The following is an 18,705-nucleotide window of genomic DNA, read 5'->3' on the forward strand; positions in this document are numbered from 1 at the left end:
GCTTCGGTTCGCTGTTTCCGCCACTGGCGGCGCTCACCTTTGCAGCATCCAGTATTATCTGCGCTTTTGGCTTAGCAGCTGCCGCATCTCGCTCGCCGTATCGGCACTTAGAATTATGCGGTATTGCCCTTAATAATAGAATAGCACGCGCGGGCGGCGTGTGCTATAGATAAATGCGGGAAAATGTACTAGATTATTTCACAGCGTACCCGTTTTTGTTCAATTTTGAAGCAAATCCGCCGTTATTTCAGTTCCACAACGGTCACGCCGCTCTCGCCCTCACCATAGCGGCCAAGGCGGAAGGATTTAACCCCGCGGTGGGTGCGCAGGTGCTTTTGGATGGCGTTGCGCAGCGCGCCGGTGCCGTTGCCGTGGATGATATACACGGTGTTCTGGTTGCTGAGCATGGCGTGGTCCAAGAAGCGGTCCACTTCGGCCAGGGCTTCCTCCACGGTGTACCCCAGCAGGTTCAGCTCCATGCTGGACTTGCGGTCGTGGTTCAGCTCCACGCGGGTGCGGGTGCGCGGCGGTTCCTGCTTTTGGGTGCGCTTATCCATCTTATCAGGGGCGCACAGGCCGGTCAGGGGGACCTTGGTTTTCAAAATACCGGCGCGCACTTCCACCATGCCGTTTTTGTCCGGGCGGGAAAGCACCACGGCGTGCTGGTCCAGCTCCGCGATCACGACCTCCTGGCCGGGCTTGACCTCTTTCAGCGGCACAAACTGGCGCTTGGGCTGCTTTTTCTCGGTACGGTTCAGCAGCTGCTCTGTATCCTTGCGGGCAATTTCGCGGGCGCGCACAGCACGGGCGGCGGCGTTGGTCTTTTCATCTTTCTGGATGCGGCGCAGCTCGTCCGTCAGGGCATATGCCTGGTTCTGCACACCCTGCATCAGCTCATGGGCTTTGCGGCGGGTGGCTTCCAGCTCTTCCTCGCCCTGTTTGATCAGGGCATCACGCTTTTTCTCGGCGCTTTCCAGGGCATGCTCTGCTTCATAGCGGGCCTTTTCGGCTTCGTCCTCAGCGGCTTTCAGCTGCAGCTTCAAATCATCCAGCTGGGCCAGAACGCTGTCCAGCCGCTTATCATCGTTGGACATATGATTACGGGCGGCATCGATGACGCTTTCCGGAATGCCCAGCTTGGCACTGATGAGGAACGCGTTGGACTTACCGGGCACGCCCACGCTGAGCTTGTAGGTGGGGGCCAGGCTTTCCACATCAAACTCACAGCTGGCGTTCACCACGCCAGGGGTTTCCAGCGCGTAAATTTTCAGCTCGGCGTAGTGGGTGGTGGCCATCAGCAGGGTGCCCTGCTTACGCAGCCTTTCCAGAATGCTGACGGCCAGCGCCGCGCCCTCTGCCGGGTCGGTACCGGCACCAAGTTCGTCGATCAGGGTCAGGGTATCGGGGCCGGCCAGCTCCAGAATGCCGGTGATCCGCTTCATATGGCCGGAGAAGGTGGACAGGCTCTGTTCAATGCTCTGTTCATCGCCGATATCCACCAGGTATTCATCAAAATGGCAGACGGTACTGCTTTCGTGCGCCGGGATCAAGAAGCCGTGCTGGGCCATCGCGTTCAGCAGGCCGGCCGTTTTGATGCTGACGGTTTTGCCGCCGGTGTTGGGGCCGGTGATGACAAGGGTATCATATTTTTCGCCCAGGGCAATATCCACGGGCACGACCTTTTTCTTGTCGATCAGCGGGTGGCGGGCTTTTTTCAGTGCAAAGCGGCAGCTATCGTTCACCTGCGGCATAAAGGCGTTCTGCTCCACCGCAAGGCGGGCTTTGGCCAGCAGCAGGTCAATTTGCAGCATAGCGTCATAGCTGTAGCTGAACTGCGGCTCCAGCGATGCCACCTGGCCGGAGAACGCCGTCAGAATGCGGGTGATTTCCTCCTGCTCTTGGGCGTGCAGCTGCATAATGCGGGCGTTGGCTTCCACCACAGCGGTGGGCTCCACAAACACGGTGGAGCCAGTGGAGGAAACATCGTGGATGACGCCGCCGACTTCGCCGCGGTACTCGGCACGAACCGGCACAACATAGCGGCCGTTGCGGATGGAAACCACAGCATCCTGCAAAAATTTGTTGGTGGTAGAGTTTTTGATGATGGCATCCAGCTTGGTGCGGATGCTGTCCTCCGTCGCGCGGATCTTGCGGCGCAGGTCGCGCAGGGTAACGGAGGCGGTATCGGCCATTTCTTCCGGCGAAATGATGCACTCGCCGATCTGCTTTTCCAGCACCGGCTGAGGAGCCAGGGCAAAGAACAGGTCATCGGTGGGCAGCATATCGTGGTCGGTCAGGCCGTACCACTGGGTCAGGCCGGAAAAATTGCGCAGCGCTGCAGCAATTTCCAGCAGCTCGCCCATCGAAAGAATGCCGCCCTTGGCCGCATGGGCCACCACGCGGCGCACTTCATGCACAGCGCCAAAGCGCGGGCTGCCGTTTTTCAGCAGCAGGGCGTTGATGGCGTTGGTCTGGGCCAGGGCGTAGCGCTCCTCCTCCGTTGTGGCAAACGGCTCAATGGCGCGCATCATCTCTTTGGTTTCCGCACAGGTGCACAACTGCACCGCACGGGCAATAATTTTATCCAGTTCCAGGGTTGTACGGTAGGAAACGTCCATAGATAAATTGGTTACTCCTGTTGGGTCAGATGGGTCAAAAATCTTATTTTATCGTATCATCTATCGTGCACGGTTATTCCAGCACACCGTGCAAAAATTCAAGGCTTTTGGGCTGATAGTCCAGGTGAGCCGCCACATACTGTTCACACACACGGCCCAGGCGGCGCTGGCTTTGATCTGTCAGGGTAAAGTTGAACAGTTTGGCATCTTCTGCCAAACAGATATGCCGCAGCGCATACAGTGCACCGGGGTCCAGGTTGGGGGCGCGGTGCTCTTTGGCTGCGCAGTCGGCGCACAGCAGACGGCCCGCTACCGGATCCAGGTAAAAATCACAGCCGTCATACCGGGCGCACACATCGCAGGCCAGCACCCCCGGCATGTATCCCGCCTGGGTCATGGTGCGCATTTCATAAATAGCTTTCAGCTGGCGCAGCGGGCGTTTTTGCTCAGCGGTCATGTACAGGGTGTTCAGCAGCAGGCGCAGGCAGTCCGCCGATTCCGGCGGCTCCGGCGCCAGCGTGATGGTCAGCTCCGAAAGATAGGCTGCCAGGGCGGTGCCTTCCACGGTTTTGCTTAACCCGTGGAACACCTTGCTGACAGCGGCGCTGTCAATAAAATTGGTTTTGCGGCCCAGTGTAATGGCAAATTCTGAATAACAGAAAAGCCCGCAGGCACTGAACAGCTTGTTTTTCAGCCGCAGGCTGCCGCGGGCGGATGCTGACAGCACCCCGTTACCCGGTGTCAGCACTGTCAGGATCTGGTCGGCTTCGCCCACCCGGACCGCACGCAGGACAAGCCCCATTGTGTTGATCTGCATTGTTTTCCCCCGTGGTTATGCCCTGCGGCGCAGTGCTGCGGTAATCAAGGTAGTCATAAATACTGCCGCTGGCAGCAAATTTCTGCCACTGTGCGGCGCGGATTCCGTCGGTTTCAGCATTTCCTGGCATGATGGCCCGCCCCCTTTACGGATTAGCTTGCCACCATCATACCGATCCATGCGTGGAAAAGTTGTCCAACCGTGTGGTTGGACAGGGTTCGCGCAGTCTCCCCGCTGTTACGGCTTGGCAAAACCGAGGTTATCCAGCAGGCGATCGTTATCGCGCCAGTCCTCGCGCACCTTTACCCAGCATTGCATGTTCACGCGGGCGCCCAGCAGTTCCTCGCAGTCCATGCGGGCGGCGGAGGCAATCTTTTTCAGCATCTGGCCGCCCTTGCCAATGATCATGCCCTTATGGCTCTTGCGCTCGCAGCAGATCTCCACGCTGATGTCGATCAAATCGCTGTCCGGGCGTTCTTTGAAGCTTTCCACCGTAACGGCAATGCCGTGGGGGATTTCTTCCCGCATAAACAGCAGGGCTTTTTCGCGCACCAGCTCGGCCACCAGCTCTTTTTCCGGCATATCGGTAAAAGCATCGTCGTCAAAGTAATGCGGGCCGGGGTTGGCGTACTGCTTCAGCAGCGGGAACAATTCTTCACAGCCGGTGCCATCCTTGGCGGAAACGGTGACGATCGCATCAAAAATACCGAACTCTTCCACCTGCTTTTTGCGGGCTTCCAGCGCGGCAAAATCATTCAGCAGGTCCACCTTGTTGATGACCGCGATCGCCGGACCTGCTTTGCGCAGTGCTTCCACCATGCCAAGCTCGGATTCGGTAAATTCCCCGGTAGGCTCAAACAGCATCAGGGTCACATCCACATCCTTCAGGCTGGCGGCTGCGGTCTGGGTCATGCGGGAATCCAGCCGGTTGCGCGGCTTATGGATGCCGGGGGTATCCAGCAGCACATACTGTACCGGCCCCTTGGTGATAATGCCGGTAATACGGTTGCGGGTCGTTTGTGCCTTTTGGGTCACGATGGCAACTTTTTCGCCAACCAGGTGGTTGGTCAGGCTGGATTTGCCCACGTTGGGGCGGCCCACAAGGGCCACAAACACGCTGGAGGGCATTTCAGGTTCATTGTGGTTCTTCTGCATTCGTACCTTCTCTTTCAATCTGCTGCAATCTGCGGGCTATTTGGCCCGGTTGGGTTCACCCGTGCTGCACGGTTGGGCAGCCGGGCCTTATTTTTCTTCGGTTTTATTTTCTTTTGGGGTTTTGACCTGTTCCTGCTTGCCAAGGCGGAAGGTGAACAGGTAGGCCAGCACCAGCGAAAGCACCCAAAGCGCCGTGCTGAGCGGCGTCGCCGTCACGCTGGTCCAGATGGCATTCAGAGCAGCCGCGTTGCCAAACAGGCAGATGCCCACGACCACCGCACCAAACGCTGTGACCAGCACGCCTCCAGCCGCCATATCTTTGGCGGCACCGGCGCTCCACCAGTGGGTGGTATCCGGCTTATCCACTGCGCGCTCCACGGCGGAATTCATCAGCTCCATGCCAAGCATCATAAACACGCAGATGGCCAGCAGCGCCACGCCGGTGGCGTCAATGTGCGCCATGTGCGCCGCGGCAAATACATACAGTGCCGCACACAGGTGGAAGCGGAAGTTGCGTTCCTCCAAAACAGCTGCGCAGATGCCGTGCCATGCGTAAACAAAGCCGTGCCCAAACCGGGCAAGGTCCGTCAGCATGTGATTCTTTTTCTTGGGCTTCATGTACAGCTCACACTTCGTCGTTGGTGTAGCTGACGGTGCGCGGTAGGCCCAGCTGCATCAGAACAGCTTCCTCTTTTTCGCGCATACGTACCGCTTCCAGCCCGCTGGATTCATGGTCATAGCCCAGCAGATGCAGCATGGAATGTACCGTCAGATAGGCAACTTCGCGCTGCAGGCTGTGGCCGTACAGTTCGGCCTGTTCCATGGCGCGCTCCATAGAAATCACGATATCGCCCAGAATCTTGCAGCCGTTGTCCTCGTCGATATCATACTCCCCGTTTTCTGCCATGGGGAAGCTGAGCACATCGGTGGGGGCATCCTTATCCCGGTACTGCTTGTTCAGCTCGTGGATGCGGGCGTTATCCACAAAGGTCACGCTGATCTCTGCCGGGCCGTCAAAGTTTTCGTATTCCAGCACCGCATTGCAGCTGCGGCGGATCAGGATGCGAAGCCCCGAAGGAACTTTGACCGCGTTCTGCTCATTGGTGATCAATACTTTGTTAGACATAGGAAATCTGCCTCCTGACTGTGCTTTTGTTCGGTGCGGTTGGGCACCGTTTATAAATCATTTTTATTTTTATACTCTATCCGTTACGCATTTGATCCGTTACGCATTTGCCGTTTCCGGCTTGGTCTGCGGTGCCCGCTTGGGCGGCTGGGCGGCGCGCTCGTAGGCTTTTACGATCTGCTGTACCAGGCGGTGGCGCACAACGTCCTTTTCGGTCAGGTAAACCTGCGCAATGCCGTCAATCCCCTTTAATATATGCAGGGCATCCACCAAGCCGCTTCGGATCTTTTCCGGCAGGTCCACCTGGGTCACATCGCCCGTCACTACCACTTTGCTGCCCACGCCCATGCGGGTCAGGAACATCTTCATCTGTTCGGGGGTGGTGTTCTGGGCTTCATCCAGGATGATAAAGGCATCGTCCAGCGTGCGGCCGCGCATGTAGGCCAGCGGGGCCACCTCAATGGCCTGCTTTTCCACCAGCTTCTGGAAGGTTTCCGCCCCCAGCAGGTCAAACAGGCCGTCATACAGCGGGCGCAGATAGGGGTCCACCTTATTTTGCAAATCGCCGGGCAGAAAGCCCAGCTTCTCCCCCGCTTCCACGGCGGGGCGGGTCAAAATAATGCGACTGACGTCTTTTGACTTGAACGCCTTGACCGCCATGGCCACAGCCAGGTAGGTTTTGCCCGTACCGGCAGGCCCCACGCCAAAGGTGATGGAGTTGGCGCGGATGGCGGAGAGGTACTCTTTCTGGCCCAGCGTTTTGGGGTGGATGGGGCGGCCTTTGGCGGTAACGGCGACAAAATCATCGTTCAGTTCCCGCAGGCGCTTTTCCTCGCCGCCGCGGGCCAGGCTGATGCAGTAGCGCACCGTCTGTTCCTCCAGCGGGGTGTGGTTCTGCATCAGGGTCACCATGCCGTCCACTGCATGCACAGCAGCTTCCACATCTTTTGGCTCACCGGTAAACTTTAACAGGGAGCCGCGGCAGACCGCCATGACGTGGAACTCATTTTCCAGCAGTTTTACGTTCTGGTCACAGTTGCCAAAAATGGCGGCGGCCAGTTCGATGCTGTCTAATTCGACTGATTTTTCGGCCAATATGGTACCTCCTGTGCAGCCAGGCGTCAGCCGCCGGGCCAGCCCGCACGCTTTTACGCCTGTTTTTGCGGTTTTTGTGGTAAAAGATTACAGATAGCCATAATCCTTCAATTTGAATTATAGCACAGTTTTGTCGAAAATAAACTATGAATGTTGCACAAAATTTTAACCTCCTGCATGTTAAAATCCACGCAGGGGATGATGGTAACCTTTTTGGTTGTCATGAACAAAAGTATCCCACCCAGAATATTTTTTCAACTTTTGCCCCGTTTCCCCTTGACTTGTGCCAAAAATCCAGTATACTATTATTGTTGTGCTGGTGTGGCTCAGTTGGTAGAGCAGCTGATTCGTAATCAGCAGGTCGCCGGTTCAAGTCCGGCCACCAGCTCCATAAACCGCGTAGGGTTCCGTTTGGTAATCCTTCGCGGTTTATTTTTGTGTTTTCTGTACAAGAATTCAAGCGCCCTGCTGTGTTTTTCACAACAGGGCGCTTGTTTTGTTGATTATTCTTTCGTTTTTTCCGTTTCGGGTGCGTCTTCTGCAGAGGTGTTTTTCGCTTGGGGCTGGGGTTCTTCGTTCACCACGGGGATAAAGCGCTTGGCAAACTTGTTTTTACCGCGGCTGCGCACATAGAAATAGCCGATAATCGAGAACGTGAACGCACCGATAAAGTTGACGAAAAGATCCTCCATCGTATCCAGCAGGCCAATATCCAGGTAGCCGCCCAGACCAAGGGCCGTCTGGGTGCCATCACTTTGCACCACAATCACATCCGTGATATTGCGGATGACGCCGGGATGGTTACCGCCGGTGGGGTCCAGCATCACGCTGCCAATGGTGTTGACCACGGAATCCTTTTGCATATCCAGCAAAAACAGCTGGTCCATGGTACACTCAAAAAATTCCCAGATCACGCCAACCGTCATGGAAAAGCAGAATGCCACAATGGCCAGGTACAGCGGGGAGAGCGAAAAGCCGATCTTTTCCTCTCGGTTGAGGATATCAAGCAAAGAGAACCCGACGGCCGCGCACAAAAAGCCGTTCAGGGTGTGCAGCACGGTATCCCAATAGGGGAAGGTAACGTAATAGGCGTTAATCTCGCCCAAGATTTCCGCCGCATAGATAAACAGCAGGATGATAATTTCCAGCGTATTTGGCAGTTCAATGTCCAGCCGGTGCTGCACCATGTTGGGCACGCCGAACAGGAACAGCGTCAGCACACACAAAAAGACATTTTCAAAGTTGCGGTTAAAGATCTGGGCAATCAGCACCAGAATGACTGAGGCACGCAGCAACAGGTAAACGATGGTAACCGAGCGCTTGTTCTTCCAGGCATCTTTCAGCTGGCTCAAACGGCGGGGGCGCGGCGAGGGTGGTACGTTTTTCAAATCGGGCATGAAATATCAGTCCTCCAGGCTGAAATCTTTGGGGTCATAATGCGGCAGTTCCTGCCGGTGCGGCACACGCAGCAGCGGGTCATACCGGAACTTGCGGCAGGCAAAATAGGGCGAAACCACGCCCCGGTTTTTGCACAGAACCATTTTCTGGTCAGCCGCCGGAGAGCCGTGGGTACAGTAAGCACACGCCGGAGAGATTTTTGTGCCATAGGGCGGCTTTTTGAACATCCGCTTTCCTCCAATACTGCAAGGTTTGGCAGCGGTTCACCGCGGGCCGTCTGCACGGCTGCGGTGCGCTGCCGGAATAGTATTATTATAAGAGCTTTGGCAGGTTTTGTAAAGTTGATACAGTGCAGCGCACAAAAAGAATGCAATTGCCAGCGCCGTATCCCACGCGGTACGCTTCATAACGACCACCTGCGGGGCCAGACTGGTGAACACAGCCGCCTGCCCCGGTACCAGCGGAAGGCACAAGTGCAGCAGCCCCTGCAAAAACACAAAATGCAGCACCCGTGCGGCCAGCAGCAGCCCCAGCGGCACTGTCCCCTGCAGCAGCGCCGCCAGCTGGGCAAGCACCGATGCCCCCAGCAGGCTCAGGCACAGGCACACCCCCGCCACGCTGCCTGCAGCGGCAAAATCTGCGCAGCCTGCGGAGATTTCCAGCGCAGCGTTCAGGTAAGGCCGCGCACCATCAGGCATCCCCTGCCCCAACACACTGCCCACCACGCGGCAGAACACCGCGCAGCCGCACACCGTCAGGCTGCTTTGCACCGCATTGTTGATGGCCTGTGGGAAGGTCACGCTCTTTTGTTGACTGCTCCCCTGCCCAGCTGGTAATTCCTGCTTTGGCAAAAATAGCACCAGGCAGGCTGCGGCAGCAAGGTTGGCTGCCAGCTGCAAGCCATACAGCAGCAGCCCCAGCGCCACGCTGCCAAACAGCTGCCCCCCAATGCAGCCAACCACAAAGCCGGGGCCGGAACAGCAGCCCAACAGCAGCAGGAGCGCGGCATCCCGCGGGGGCAGTTCCCCCGTTTTGCGCAATGCTGCAATCTGTTGGGCGCACACCGCGTATCCACCACACCAGCCCAGCACCAGCACCGCCGGGGCCCGTGGGCTGCGGATCCCGCACAGCCGCATCAAAGGCCGCAGCGGCCACCCCAGCACCGGAGCCAGCGGCCCCAGCAGGCCGCACACCACAAACAGTGGGAACAGCGCGGGCAGTAGGCTGCCGCCGCAGAGCTTCAGCCCCGCCGCAAAGCCCTGCGCCGCTGCCTGGGGCCGGGCCAGCAGCAGGCCGCTCAACGCCAGCGCCAGTGCGGCCTGCACCACCGGCCAGGGGGCAAACCGCATTTGGCTTGATTTTTGCTTCATATCTGCACCGCCTTTGCCGTATATTGGGGTGAATGATCCCCGCATGTGTGTTCCCCGGCAGACGAAAGGAGGCGGTCTGGCATGAAGCAGCACCCACGCCGCCGGTCCAAATGCCGCACCCCGGCCCCCACCCTGCACGACCTGCTGCGCCAGCCGGACGCCGATTTTTACCGTCTGCCGGATTTGGAGATCCGCTCCGGGCGCATTGTTACCGATGGCTGCCGCCGGGTGCTGGATTTTGCCCCACAGAAGATCACGCTGGATGTGGGCAGCACGGTTATTACATTTTATGGCACTGCGCTGCGAATAGAATCGCTGAACGGCAAACGGCTGACGGTTGCCGGGCGGGTGGCCCGCATTGATTTTGCACCCAAGTGGGAGGTTGACGCCAATGAAGCGCCGCATTCAGGCAGCAGATAGCATTCGGTTTTGTGTGCGCGGCCGCGGGGCGCAGCGCCTTTTGGGCCAAGCCGCCCAGGCCGGGTTGAAGCTGGAACGCATTGCCCCGCAGGCAGACGGCTTTACCGCCGTGGTGTCCGGCGCCGGCTGGGCCAAGCTCTGCCAGCTGGCCGGTGCGGGCGGGTGGCAGGTGATCCAAATGCAGCGGCGCGGCCCCGGTCCATTAGCAGAGCGATTGCTGCGCCGCCCCGGCATTCTGGCGGGCATCGGCCTGTTTTTTGTGCTGCTGCACTGGCTGGGCGGCTTTTTGTGGTGCATGAATCTGGAACTTTTGACCGTTCCCCAACAGGAAAGCATCCGCACACTGCTGGCGCAGAGCGGCATCTGGGAGGGCTGCCGCCCCAGCCAGGTGGAGCTGGCCCAGGCGCAGCAGCTGTTGGAAGCCAGCGGTGATTTTGGCTGGGTCAGCCTGAATTTTACCGGTGGCTGCCTGGCCGCCGAGGGTACGCCCCTCCAGCAGGCACATGCGGAACCACCCGCCCAGAACACCGGGCTTTATGCCCGTGCAGGCGGCGAGGTGCTTGCCGTAAACATTGCCAGCGGTTTTGCACAGGTGCAGCCGGGCCAATACGTTGGCAACGGCATGCTGCTGGCCGCTGCGGAAAAGCTGGACCGCAGCGGTGCGCCCGTGCCCCAGCCCGCCAGCGGCACCGTAACAGCGCGGGTGCGGCTGGCCTACACCGGGCAGCAGGCGTTCACCCAGCAGCGCCCGGTTCTGACCGGCGCTTGCGCGGAACGCCGCACCCTAACCCTGTTGGGCCGCAACTGGCAGCTGCCGGGGTCCGGCGCACTGCCGGAGGATGTTCCGCCCCGCGTACGGTGGCTGCCGCTGCGCCTGGGGCGGCTGGCTTTGCCCGGCTGCGTGCAGGAAACCACCTGTTGGGCACGGGAAACACAGGAGCAGACTTTCACCCCCGAAACCGCCGCAGCTCTGGCACGGCGCAGCGCCCGCCTGCAATTATTGCAGGATTACCCTGATGCCGTGATTGAAAGCGAGCGCGATTTTGCCAGCACCACCGCCACCGCCGCCGTGTGCCGCGCGGTGTTTGTGTTTTGCGCTAACATTGCCGAACCGCGCAGCGCCCCCGCCGCCAGTGGGTGACAAGCGGGATCCGGCGTGCTATAATACCTATAATTCGAGATTCGAACATAGGATGTTGAGGGACAGGGAGGAAATACCATGGAAGAAATGCTGGATTTGGTCAACGAGCAGGGCGACCCCCTCGGCCGGGCTGTGCCGCGCAGCGAGGCGCACCGCCTTGGGCTGCGCCACCGTACCAGCCATGTGTGGCTGGTACGCCGCAAAAACGGCGTGCTGGAAGTTCTGCTGCAAAAGCGCAGTGACGAGAAAGATTCTTTCCCCGGCTGTTACGATATTTCCAGTGCGGGACATATCCCGGCCGGGCAGGGCTTTGTGGATTCCGCCCTGCGGGAGTTGAAAGAAGAGCTTGGCGTAACCGCCCAGCCGCAGGACCTGATTTTGTGCGGGCAGCGCAGTTTCCAGTTTTCCGCGGTGTTCCACGGCAAACCGTTCAAGGATAACCAGGTCAGCAATGTGTACCTGCTCTGGCTAGACCGTGATGCCGAAGAATTTACGCTGCAAAAAGAGGAGATCAGCGCCGTGCGCTGGATGCCCCTTGCCGACTGTTTGCGTAATGTGGAGAACGGCGCGCTGAACAGCTGCATTTTTCCAGAAGAGCTGCGGATGGTGCAGGCCACGGTGGAAAAGGCAAGCGCAACTTGATTGAAGAAATTATTTTGTGGGAAAGCTGTAGGAAACGGCCTTCCCTTATTTTTTTTATTTTGCCGTGTAACAACGCGGGCCTTTTTGACGTTTTTGATAATGAAGGGACGGGAAAACCGAATGCCGGCTCGTGCTTTTCCCTATTTATGAGCTTAGGCAACACCGCACAATTCCCGCCTTGCGGCTTAAGCACCGCTCCGGCAGCTGCGGCACGGCATCTGCCGCACCTCGCTCGCCGTATCGGCACTTAGAATTATGCGGTATTGCCTTAACGCAAAATCCGGCTGCGTTTGCAGAAATAGACGATATTTTCGACGTTTCAGATACCCCCTGGGAAAATGCCAAAGGTGTTTGCCTGAAAAAATTTTCCAAGGCTCTCCCGCAAAAAGCGTTTATTACGAAAGGAAATTGAATACCATGAAAAATATCCATTCCATCAATTTTATCAAACACACCACCCTGCTTGCTTGTTCTGCCCTGTTGGCTGTCAGCCTTGCCGCCTGCAGCCAGCCTGCCGCTTCCGATGCCGCCAGCACTGCAGGCAGCGCTTCCAGCAGCGTCACCAGTGATACTTCTCAAATCCCCAACCCGTGGACCGGCTGCACCACCCTGGCGGATGCCGCCGCCCTGACCGGGTACGATTTTACCGTGCCCGACTCCGTGGATGGCTACCCGGACGTTACCATTGCCGTATTGGAAAGCGAGCAGCTGACCGAGGTGCAGTACAGCTCCGGCAATGCCCGCCTTTGCCTGCGCAAAGCCCCCGGCAGCGATGACATCAGCGGAGATTTCAACCAGTATGCGGAAAGCAATGCCGTTGATGTTGACGGCCGCAGCGTGACCCTGCAGGGCAACGACGGCCAGGTTCAGCTTGCCACCTGGCTGGACGGGGACTATACCTACTCCATCGGCATTTACCGCGAAGACGGCACCGGGCTGACCGCCGATGAAATGACCGGCCTGGTAAAAGCTGCCAAATGAGCGGCAAATTGTAACAATTTGGAACAACCGCAACCAAAACACAAAAGGGTGCGCAGCGAACGGTTTGCTGCACACCCTTTATTTTTGCTTTTTACACTTTTTGTTGCTGCGGTTTTGCAAAGCGTGCTTTTAAAATGCATGGAATCCCGTCAGCATCTTACGAAACAGTGCTGTTATTGTTCAACTTCATCACAATCAGGCCGTGATGTTCCCGCTATAAAAAACCTGCACAAAAGGAAATCCCCGCCTGAGGGAAAGGCGGGGATTTGAGAAAGGAGGAGAAGAACACATGAAAAAGATTTGTTAATATTTATCTTTCGCTTGCAACTAAATTGTAACCTTTTTGAAACCTTTTGTCAAGGCCAAATTGTAAAAGATTTGTAACCAATTTTGTGTTTTTTGTGTGAACGCTTCATCCTTCTCTTTGTTGCCCCGTCAATCTGCGTTATCCTGCAGGGGTGCCAGGGTAATTTCGGCTTCAAAGTTGCAGGTATCCCCCTGCCACCCGGCCATATACCAGCGGTTTTCGTCCACTGCGGCGCGGTACAGGCGGGTGCTTTCGCCCATGGGTACTTCCTTGTGATAATACAGGATCACATCCGTTACAGTGTGGGTCCGCCATACTTCCAGCGGCAGCGCATCACAGATCAGGTCCGCATACACGGTATTGTTCATATGGCCGTTCCGATCGCACCGGCTGTACACAGCGCGATGGGTGCCAAGCTCTTCACAATCCTCCCGCTTGACTTTTGTCAGCTTGATGGGCAGTTCCCGTTCCAGCTTATCCACCCAGCCCGTTGTGGGGAAACCTTCCGGGTGCTTGCGCAGGATCATCCGCTTGTCCGTATCAATCAACACCCAGTGGCTGTCCACACACGCTTCTTCCCTGCCCTGTGCATCGCAAAAGGTGGTAAAGCGGCGGTTTACGGCGCGGTGCAGGGCTTCCGGCTCGGTCTGCACGGTAATGGTTTCTTCCACGCGCGGGGTACGGGTAATGTGCAGAGCCAGCTTGGCCAGCACGTAAGACGTGTGGGTGCTGGCATACAATTCCGGGGTAATGCCGTAATGTTCCGCATCCTCGGCGCCAATTTGCTGGCAGTAGCGCAGCAGGCTGCCAAGGGTTGCCATTTTGCGGAAGTCAACATCATTTTCGTAGATCCTATATTCCTGGGTGTATTTCATCTCTCTGCCCTCTATTCATCTGCATTGTTTTTGCACACAAATCTTTTTATAGTATAACACAAGCCCCGGTTCATCACAAAGGACAAATCGGGGCTTGTGTTTCAAATTGATTTTAAGCGGTGCTGGGCTGCTTAATAATTGTCCCGCACCTTTTTGCGCATCTTGCGCCAGATGTTAAAGCCGGAAATTGCAATGGCCCCCAGCAGGAACACCACGATCAGCCAGCCGCTGCCGGATTCATCGTAGCTCTTCATCTCACTCCATTTAGCGTCCATTTCGGCGTTGATGTCATCCGGCAAGGTCACAAAGACTTCCGCCTTATTCATCACTTCATCGCTGGGGTAAGCGATCGGGCTGTACTTCAAATCATCGTCCAGCCGCTCCCACACTTCGGTGATGGGGGTGGAGTAGCCGATGAAGTCACAATTCTGGTAGCCGACATCCGGTTCACACATAAAGTTGATGAACATTTCGGCGGCTTCCTTATGTTTGCTGGAAGCCGGGATGCACATGCTGTCCACAAAGAAGTTGACGCCCTCCTCCGGCGAAACGAACGCCAGATCCGGGTTTTCATCGATCATGGTCAGGGCATCGCCCGCATAATACGGGGCCATGGCAGCTTCGCCGCCCTCCATTTTATCGAAGATCTCATCCATAACATAGGCCTGCACCACAGATTTCTGAGCCTGCAGTTCCTTCATTACATCGTCTACTTCTTCCACGCTGGAAGGGTTCAGCGAAAGGCCCATCTTTTTAGCTGCAATAGCGTAAGCATCGCGGGAGTTATTGAACATCAGCACATTACCGGCGTACTCCACATCCCACAGGTCCGCCCAGGATGTGGGCGGTTCTTCCACCATGGTGGTGTTATAAATAATGCCGGTGGTGCCCCAGGTATACGGCACACTGTAAGTGTTATCAGGGTCATAGCTCCAGCCGAGGTAATTCTCGCCGATGTTGGCCATATTGGGGATGTTATCGTAATCCAGCTCAGCCAGCATGTTTTCGGCAATCATTTTGCCCACCATGTAGTCAGACGGCACGATCACATCATAACTGGCGCCGCCGGATTTCATTTTGGCATACAGGCTCTCGTTGGAGTCAAAGGTGGTATAGTTGACCTTGATACCGGTCAGGTCCTCGAAGGCCGAAATCACGTTCACGCTGTCATCGGAACCATCCGAGATATACAGGCCCCAGTTATACACGTTCAAGGTCAGATGGTCGTTGGCAAAGCGGGTCCAATCGTAATCGGCAGAAACCGAGATATCCTCGTTGACCTCCAGCATCTCCCCTTCCGCTGCATAAGCAGGCAGGGTGCAGGCAAGGCTTAGGGCTGCGCACAAGGCAGCGCTGACAACCGCGCGGGTAAACTGTTTCATCTCTGCTTACCCCCTTTACTGTTCGGCCGCAGCGCGGCGGATGGCCTTCTGGTTACGCTTGTAGGCGCGGGAATCCATAGCGTTGGAGGTAAGGATGATTGCCAGAATGACCAGGAATATGATGGCAGACAGCGCGTTGATCTCCGGGCTGACCTTTTTGCGGGTCATGGAGTAGATGGCAATGGGCAGGGTCTGCATGGTGCCGCAGTTGAAGTAGGAAATCATGAAGTCATCAATGGAGTAAGTCAGGCAGATCAAAAATGCCGACATGACGGCCGGGCTGAGCTGCGGCAGAATGACCTTGAAGAACGCCTGACGCGGGGTGCAGCCCAGATCCAGGGCGGCATTGTACAGGCTGCCGTCCAGCTGGCGCAGCTTGGGGCCGACATTAAAAATAACATACGGCACATTGAACGTAATGTGCGCAATCAGCAGTGTGATCCAGCCGAACACGCCATTTTCGCCGCCAATGCCCATTTTTTGCACGATGACGAACAGCAGCATGAGGGAAACGCCGGTGATGATTTCCGGGTTGACAACCGGGACATAACTGATGTTATTGATAATCAGCTGTGCCTTGCGGCTCATGGAGTTGATGCCGATGGTGGCCAGGGTGCCCAGCACCGTGGCAATGATAGCCGAAACAAATGCCAATACCAGTGAAAGCCCCAAAGCGGAAAGGATCATCTCATTATGGAACAGGCTGGCATACCATTTTAAAGAAAAACCGGTAAATACCGCACGGCTCTTATTTTCGTTAAAGCTGTAGGCGATGAGGACCGCGATGGGCAGGTACATAAACCCGAACACCAGCACCAGGTAGGTGCGCTGCAGCAAATGCTTATACTGTGTTTTCATTACATCACACCCTCCATTTCCTCTTCGTCAAAGCTGGAGGTAAAGCTCATGCAGAGCAGAACGATCACCATCAGCACAAGGCTCATGGCAGAGCCGAGATTCAGGTTGTAAGAGTTGCCAAGGAACTGCAGCTCGATCAAGTCGCCAATCAGTAGGTTAGCGCCGCCGCCCAGCATACGGCTGATAATAAAGGTGGAAACCGCCGGAACAAACACCATGGTAATGCCGGTGGCAATGCCGGGCTTGCTCAGCGGGATCAGCACGCGGCCTAAAATCTGGAACACATTGGCTCCCAGGTCCTGCGCAGCTTCCACCACAGAATTGTCGATCTTGGTCATGGCGGTGTACAGCGGCAGGATCATATACGGCAGGTAGTTATACACCATGCCCAGTACCACGGCGCCGGAGGTATTGATCATATTAAAGGGGCCGATGCCGAACAGGCCCAACAGCTTGTTGATCAGGCCGTTTTTTTCCAGCAGGGTCATCCACGCATAGGTGCGCAGCAAAAAGTTCATCCACATGGGTAGCATGACCAGCATCAGCATAATATGCTGTTTATTGGCGCGCAGCCGGCTGAGGAAATACCCCACCGGGTACGCCAGCACCAGGCAGATGATCGTGGCCTCCGCCGCAAGCAGCAGGCTGCGGCCAAAAACCGAGGCGTACCGCCCAATGCTGGTCAGGTTGGCAAGGGTAACCTGGCCGTCACTGTTGGTCAGGGCATACCACACAACAATGCCCAGCGGCACCACAATAAACAGGACCATCCACACCAGGTACGGTGCGGCAGCCCAGCGCGAAGCTTTGGAACGCAGCATCCCATCACACCTCCTCGCGGGACATGATGTGAATTTCATCCGGGCCAATGTTCATGCCGATCAGCTCGCCCGGCTGGCTGGCCTGGGTGGAGTGGATCAGCCATTCTTTGCCTTCCACGTCAACGTGCATTTCAAAATGCACGCCCTTGAAGATCACCTCGCGCACAAGGCCGGTCAGCTTGCCGGCGGACGGCGGAACGATATCCACGTCCTCCGGGCGGACAACCACCTGCACCGGCTCGCGTGGCTTAAAGCCGCGGTCCACGCAGGCAAATTCCTGCCCGCCAAAGCTGACAAGGAAGTCTTTTTCCATAATGCCGTCCACAATGTTGGAATCTCCGATGAACTTGGCAACAAAGGCATTGCGCGGCTCGTTATAAATATCCTGCGGGCTGCCGATCTGCTGGATGTTGCCCTTGTTCATGACAACAACGGTATCGGACATGGTCAGAGCTTCTTCCTGGTCGTGGGTAACGTACACAAAGGTAATATTCATCTCACGCTGCAGGCGTTTGAGTTCCAGCTGCATTTCCTTGCGCAGCTTCAGGTCCAAAGCACCAAGCGGTTCGTCCAGCAGCAGAACACGGGGCTGGTTGACCAGGCTGCGGGCAATGGCCACGCGCTGCTGCTGGCCGCCGGACAACTGGTTGATGCTGCGGCGCTCAAAGCCGCGCAGGCCCACGGTTTCCAGCATTTCCAGCACTTTGGGGCGGATGGTTTCCTCCGGCAGCTTTTTCAGCCGCAGGCCAAAGGCCACATTCTCGTACACGTTCAGGTGCGGGAACAGTGCATATTTCTGGAACACGGTATTCACCTGCCGCTTATACGGCGGTACCGAGGCGATATCCTTGCCATCGAAAAAGACATTGCCCGATTTTGGGGTAATAAACCCGGCGATCACACGCAAGGTGGTTGTTTTGCCGCAGCCGGAAGGGCCAAGGAACGTAACAAACTCCTTATCGTGGATGTCAAGGGAAAGTTCGTCCAGGATTCTTTCCCCGTCAAAATCGACGACAATGTCTTTCAGTGATACAATTTCATTCATTTTTACTGCATCCCCCTTTGCGGAATTTAGTCCCACCTCGGGCCTCCTTGATGCCGGCTCGCCGGCTTTTCCCGGTGGGTCAGCGCCAATTATGCCGCCCCGCAAAAGGTTTGTTACACCACCGCAAACGCGGCAGCTGCAGCAGCACATACAACGCCAATGTGTTCTGATGTTTAACAGATGCAACACACAAGCTTCATTATACATTGTTTTGGGGGGCTGTCAACAATTATTTCACATTTTTCCGGTTTTTTACATGGGAATGTCAAAAAGTCAGCTTGTTTCCTGTCTTGCTCCACCGTTTTTTCCCTGTCCGTCCGGTATTATCCCCTGTTCTCCCGCTGCCGTCTGCATCAAAATTAACAGGTGTCGTTCGCAGTTATTTTTGTCATTTCACACCACAGGGGCGCGCATTGTGCGCCCGCGACCGTTTACAATATTTCAGGGTAAAATGCCACTTTCTGCCCGCCATGCAGGCCGATGACGAGCATCGGCCCCTACAAATAAATTTTATGCCTGGTGCTTTCCCTGTAAGGTAAATACCCCCATTATTTCTGCCGGGCAAAATGCAGATTTTTAAGGCAATACCGCATAATTCTAAGTGCCGATACGGCGAGCGAGGTGCGGCAGATGCTAAGCCAAAAGCGCAGATAA

Annotated in this window: 18 protein-coding genes and 1 tRNA gene; 5 read left to right on the plus strand and 14 right to left on the minus strand. The window is 56.5% G+C overall.

Translation table 11 applies throughout. The features are described 5' to 3' along the window. Positions 1 to 242: 242 nt before the first annotated feature. The 6 genes from C4885_RS11620 to C4885_RS11645 all read right to left on the minus strand — a co-directional run bounded on the left by C4885_RS11620 (position 243) and on the right by C4885_RS11645 (position 6,811). Positions 243 to 2,618: an endonuclease MutS2 gene (locus C4885_RS11620; protein WP_114000488.1), complete on the minus strand. Its 2,376-nt coding sequence runs from the start codon at positions 2,616 to 2,618 to the stop codon at positions 243 to 245. A gap of 73 nt (positions 2,619 to 2,691) precedes the next feature. Next, the gene (gene recO / locus C4885_RS11625) at positions 2,692 to 3,435 is read right to left on the minus strand and encodes a DNA repair protein RecO (RefSeq protein WP_114000489.1); all 744 of its coding nucleotides are present in this window, start codon (positions 3,433 to 3,435) and stop codon (positions 2,692 to 2,694) included. A 237-nt stretch (positions 3,436 to 3,672) separates the two neighbouring features. Beyond that, complete coding sequence (era, locus tag C4885_RS11630) at positions 3,673 to 4,590, minus strand: GTPase Era (protein WP_242979584.1); 918 nt, start codon at positions 4,588 to 4,590, stop codon at positions 3,673 to 3,675. 87 nt (positions 4,591 to 4,677) lie between these two features. Next, positions 4,678 to 5,208 (minus strand): diacylglycerol kinase family protein, encoded by a 531-nt coding sequence (locus tag C4885_RS11635; protein WP_114000490.1) that lies wholly within the window; start codon positions 5,206 to 5,208, stop codon positions 4,678 to 4,680. A 7-nt stretch (positions 5,209 to 5,215) separates the two neighbouring features. Then, positions 5,216 to 5,716, minus strand: a complete 501-nt coding sequence (gene ybeY / locus C4885_RS11640) for an rRNA maturation RNase YbeY (RefSeq protein WP_114000491.1) — start codon at positions 5,714 to 5,716, stop codon at positions 5,216 to 5,218. A gap of 99 nt (positions 5,717 to 5,815) precedes the next feature. Beyond that, the gene (locus C4885_RS11645; protein WP_114000492.1) at positions 5,816 to 6,811 is read right to left on the minus strand and encodes a PhoH family protein; all 996 of its coding nucleotides are present in this window, start codon (positions 6,809 to 6,811) and stop codon (positions 5,816 to 5,818) included. A 315-nt stretch (positions 6,812 to 7,126) separates the two neighbouring features. Between C4885_RS11645 and C4885_RS11650 the strand changes: the two genes are divergently transcribed. Continuing rightward, a tRNA-Thr gene (locus C4885_RS11650) sits at positions 7,127 to 7,202 on the plus strand. 112 nt (positions 7,203 to 7,314) lie between these two features. Here C4885_RS11650 and C4885_RS11655 read toward each other — a convergent pair. From C4885_RS11655 to C4885_RS11665, 3 genes are read right to left on the minus strand one after another with little or no spacing between them, the layout of a single operon-like run. After that, positions 7,315 to 8,208, minus strand: coding sequence for a hypothetical protein (locus C4885_RS11655; protein ID WP_242979585.1), 894 nt, complete (start codon positions 8,206 to 8,208; stop codon positions 7,315 to 7,317). 6 nt (positions 8,209 to 8,214) lie between these two features. Next, positions 8,215 to 8,436 (minus strand): hypothetical protein, encoded by a 222-nt coding sequence (locus tag C4885_RS11660; RefSeq protein WP_114000493.1) that lies wholly within the window; start codon positions 8,434 to 8,436, stop codon positions 8,215 to 8,217. A gap of 36 nt (positions 8,437 to 8,472) precedes the next feature. Beyond that, complete coding sequence (locus C4885_RS11665) at positions 8,473 to 9,579, minus strand: hypothetical protein (protein ID WP_114000494.1); 1,107 nt, start codon at positions 9,577 to 9,579, stop codon at positions 8,473 to 8,475. Positions 9,580 to 9,660: 81 nt separating this feature from the next. Here C4885_RS11665 and C4885_RS11670 point away from each other — a divergent pair, with 81 nt between their 5' ends. From C4885_RS11670 to C4885_RS11685, 4 genes are all read left to right on the plus strand, one after another. Next, positions 9,661 to 9,999 carry a YabP/YqfC family sporulation protein gene (locus tag C4885_RS11670; RefSeq protein ID WP_114000495.1) on the plus strand — a complete coding sequence of 113 codons (339 nt, stop codon included), beginning with the start codon at positions 9,661 to 9,663 and terminating at the stop codon, positions 9,997 to 9,999. Next, a complete protein-coding gene (locus C4885_RS11675) occupies positions 9,971 to 11,140 on the plus strand; it encodes a sporulation protein YqfD (RefSeq protein ID WP_114000496.1) in 1,170 nt (389 codons plus the stop codon). The genes C4885_RS11670 and C4885_RS11675 overlap by 29 nt, the downstream gene beginning before the upstream one ends. Positions 11,141 to 11,218: 78 nt before the next feature. After that, positions 11,219 to 11,782, plus strand: coding sequence for an NUDIX domain-containing protein (locus tag C4885_RS11680; RefSeq protein ID WP_114000497.1), 564 nt, complete (start codon positions 11,219 to 11,221; stop codon positions 11,780 to 11,782). Between the two features lie 417 nt (positions 11,783 to 12,199). Further along, the gene (locus tag C4885_RS11685; protein WP_114000498.1) at positions 12,200 to 12,763 is read left to right on the plus strand and encodes a hypothetical protein; all 564 of its coding nucleotides are present in this window, start codon (positions 12,200 to 12,202) and stop codon (positions 12,761 to 12,763) included. 435 nt (positions 12,764 to 13,198) lie between these two features. Here C4885_RS11685 and C4885_RS11690 read toward each other — a convergent pair whose 3' ends face one another. The 5 genes from C4885_RS11690 to potA all read right to left on the minus strand — a co-directional run bounded on the left by C4885_RS11690 (position 13,199) and on the right by potA (position 18,051). Further along, positions 13,199 to 13,945 carry an acyl-[acyl-carrier-protein] thioesterase gene (locus C4885_RS11690; RefSeq protein ID WP_114000499.1) on the minus strand — a complete coding sequence of 249 codons (747 nt, stop codon included), beginning with the start codon at positions 13,943 to 13,945 and terminating at the stop codon, positions 13,199 to 13,201. Between the two features lie 131 nt (positions 13,946 to 14,076). Further along, entirely contained in the window at positions 14,077 to 15,327 is a 1,251-nt protein-coding gene (locus tag C4885_RS11695) for a PotD/PotF family extracellular solute-binding protein (protein ID WP_114000500.1), read from the minus strand. Between the two features lie 15 nt (positions 15,328 to 15,342). Further along, positions 15,343 to 16,185 (minus strand): ABC transporter permease, encoded by an 843-nt coding sequence (locus C4885_RS11700; protein ID WP_114000501.1) that lies wholly within the window; start codon positions 16,183 to 16,185, stop codon positions 15,343 to 15,345. Then, on the minus strand, positions 16,185 to 17,006 hold the full coding sequence (locus tag C4885_RS11705) for an ABC transporter permease (RefSeq protein WP_114000502.1): 822 nt from the start codon (positions 17,004 to 17,006) through the stop codon (positions 16,185 to 16,187). Before C4885_RS11705 ends, C4885_RS11700 begins: the two co-directional genes overlap by 1 nt. Before the next feature lie 4 nt (positions 17,007 to 17,010). After that, positions 17,011 to 18,051: a spermidine/putrescine ABC transporter ATP-binding protein gene (gene potA, locus C4885_RS11710; protein ID WP_114000503.1), complete on the minus strand. Its 1,041-nt coding sequence runs from the start codon at positions 18,049 to 18,051 to the stop codon at positions 17,011 to 17,013. Between the last annotated feature and the right edge of the window lie 654 nt (positions 18,052 to 18,705).

It is taken from the genome of Subdoligranulum sp. APC924/74 (assembly GCF_003324125.1).
In the GTDB taxonomy this organism is placed as follows: Bacteria; Bacillota; Clostridia; order Oscillospirales; family Ruminococcaceae; genus Gemmiger; species Gemmiger qucibialis.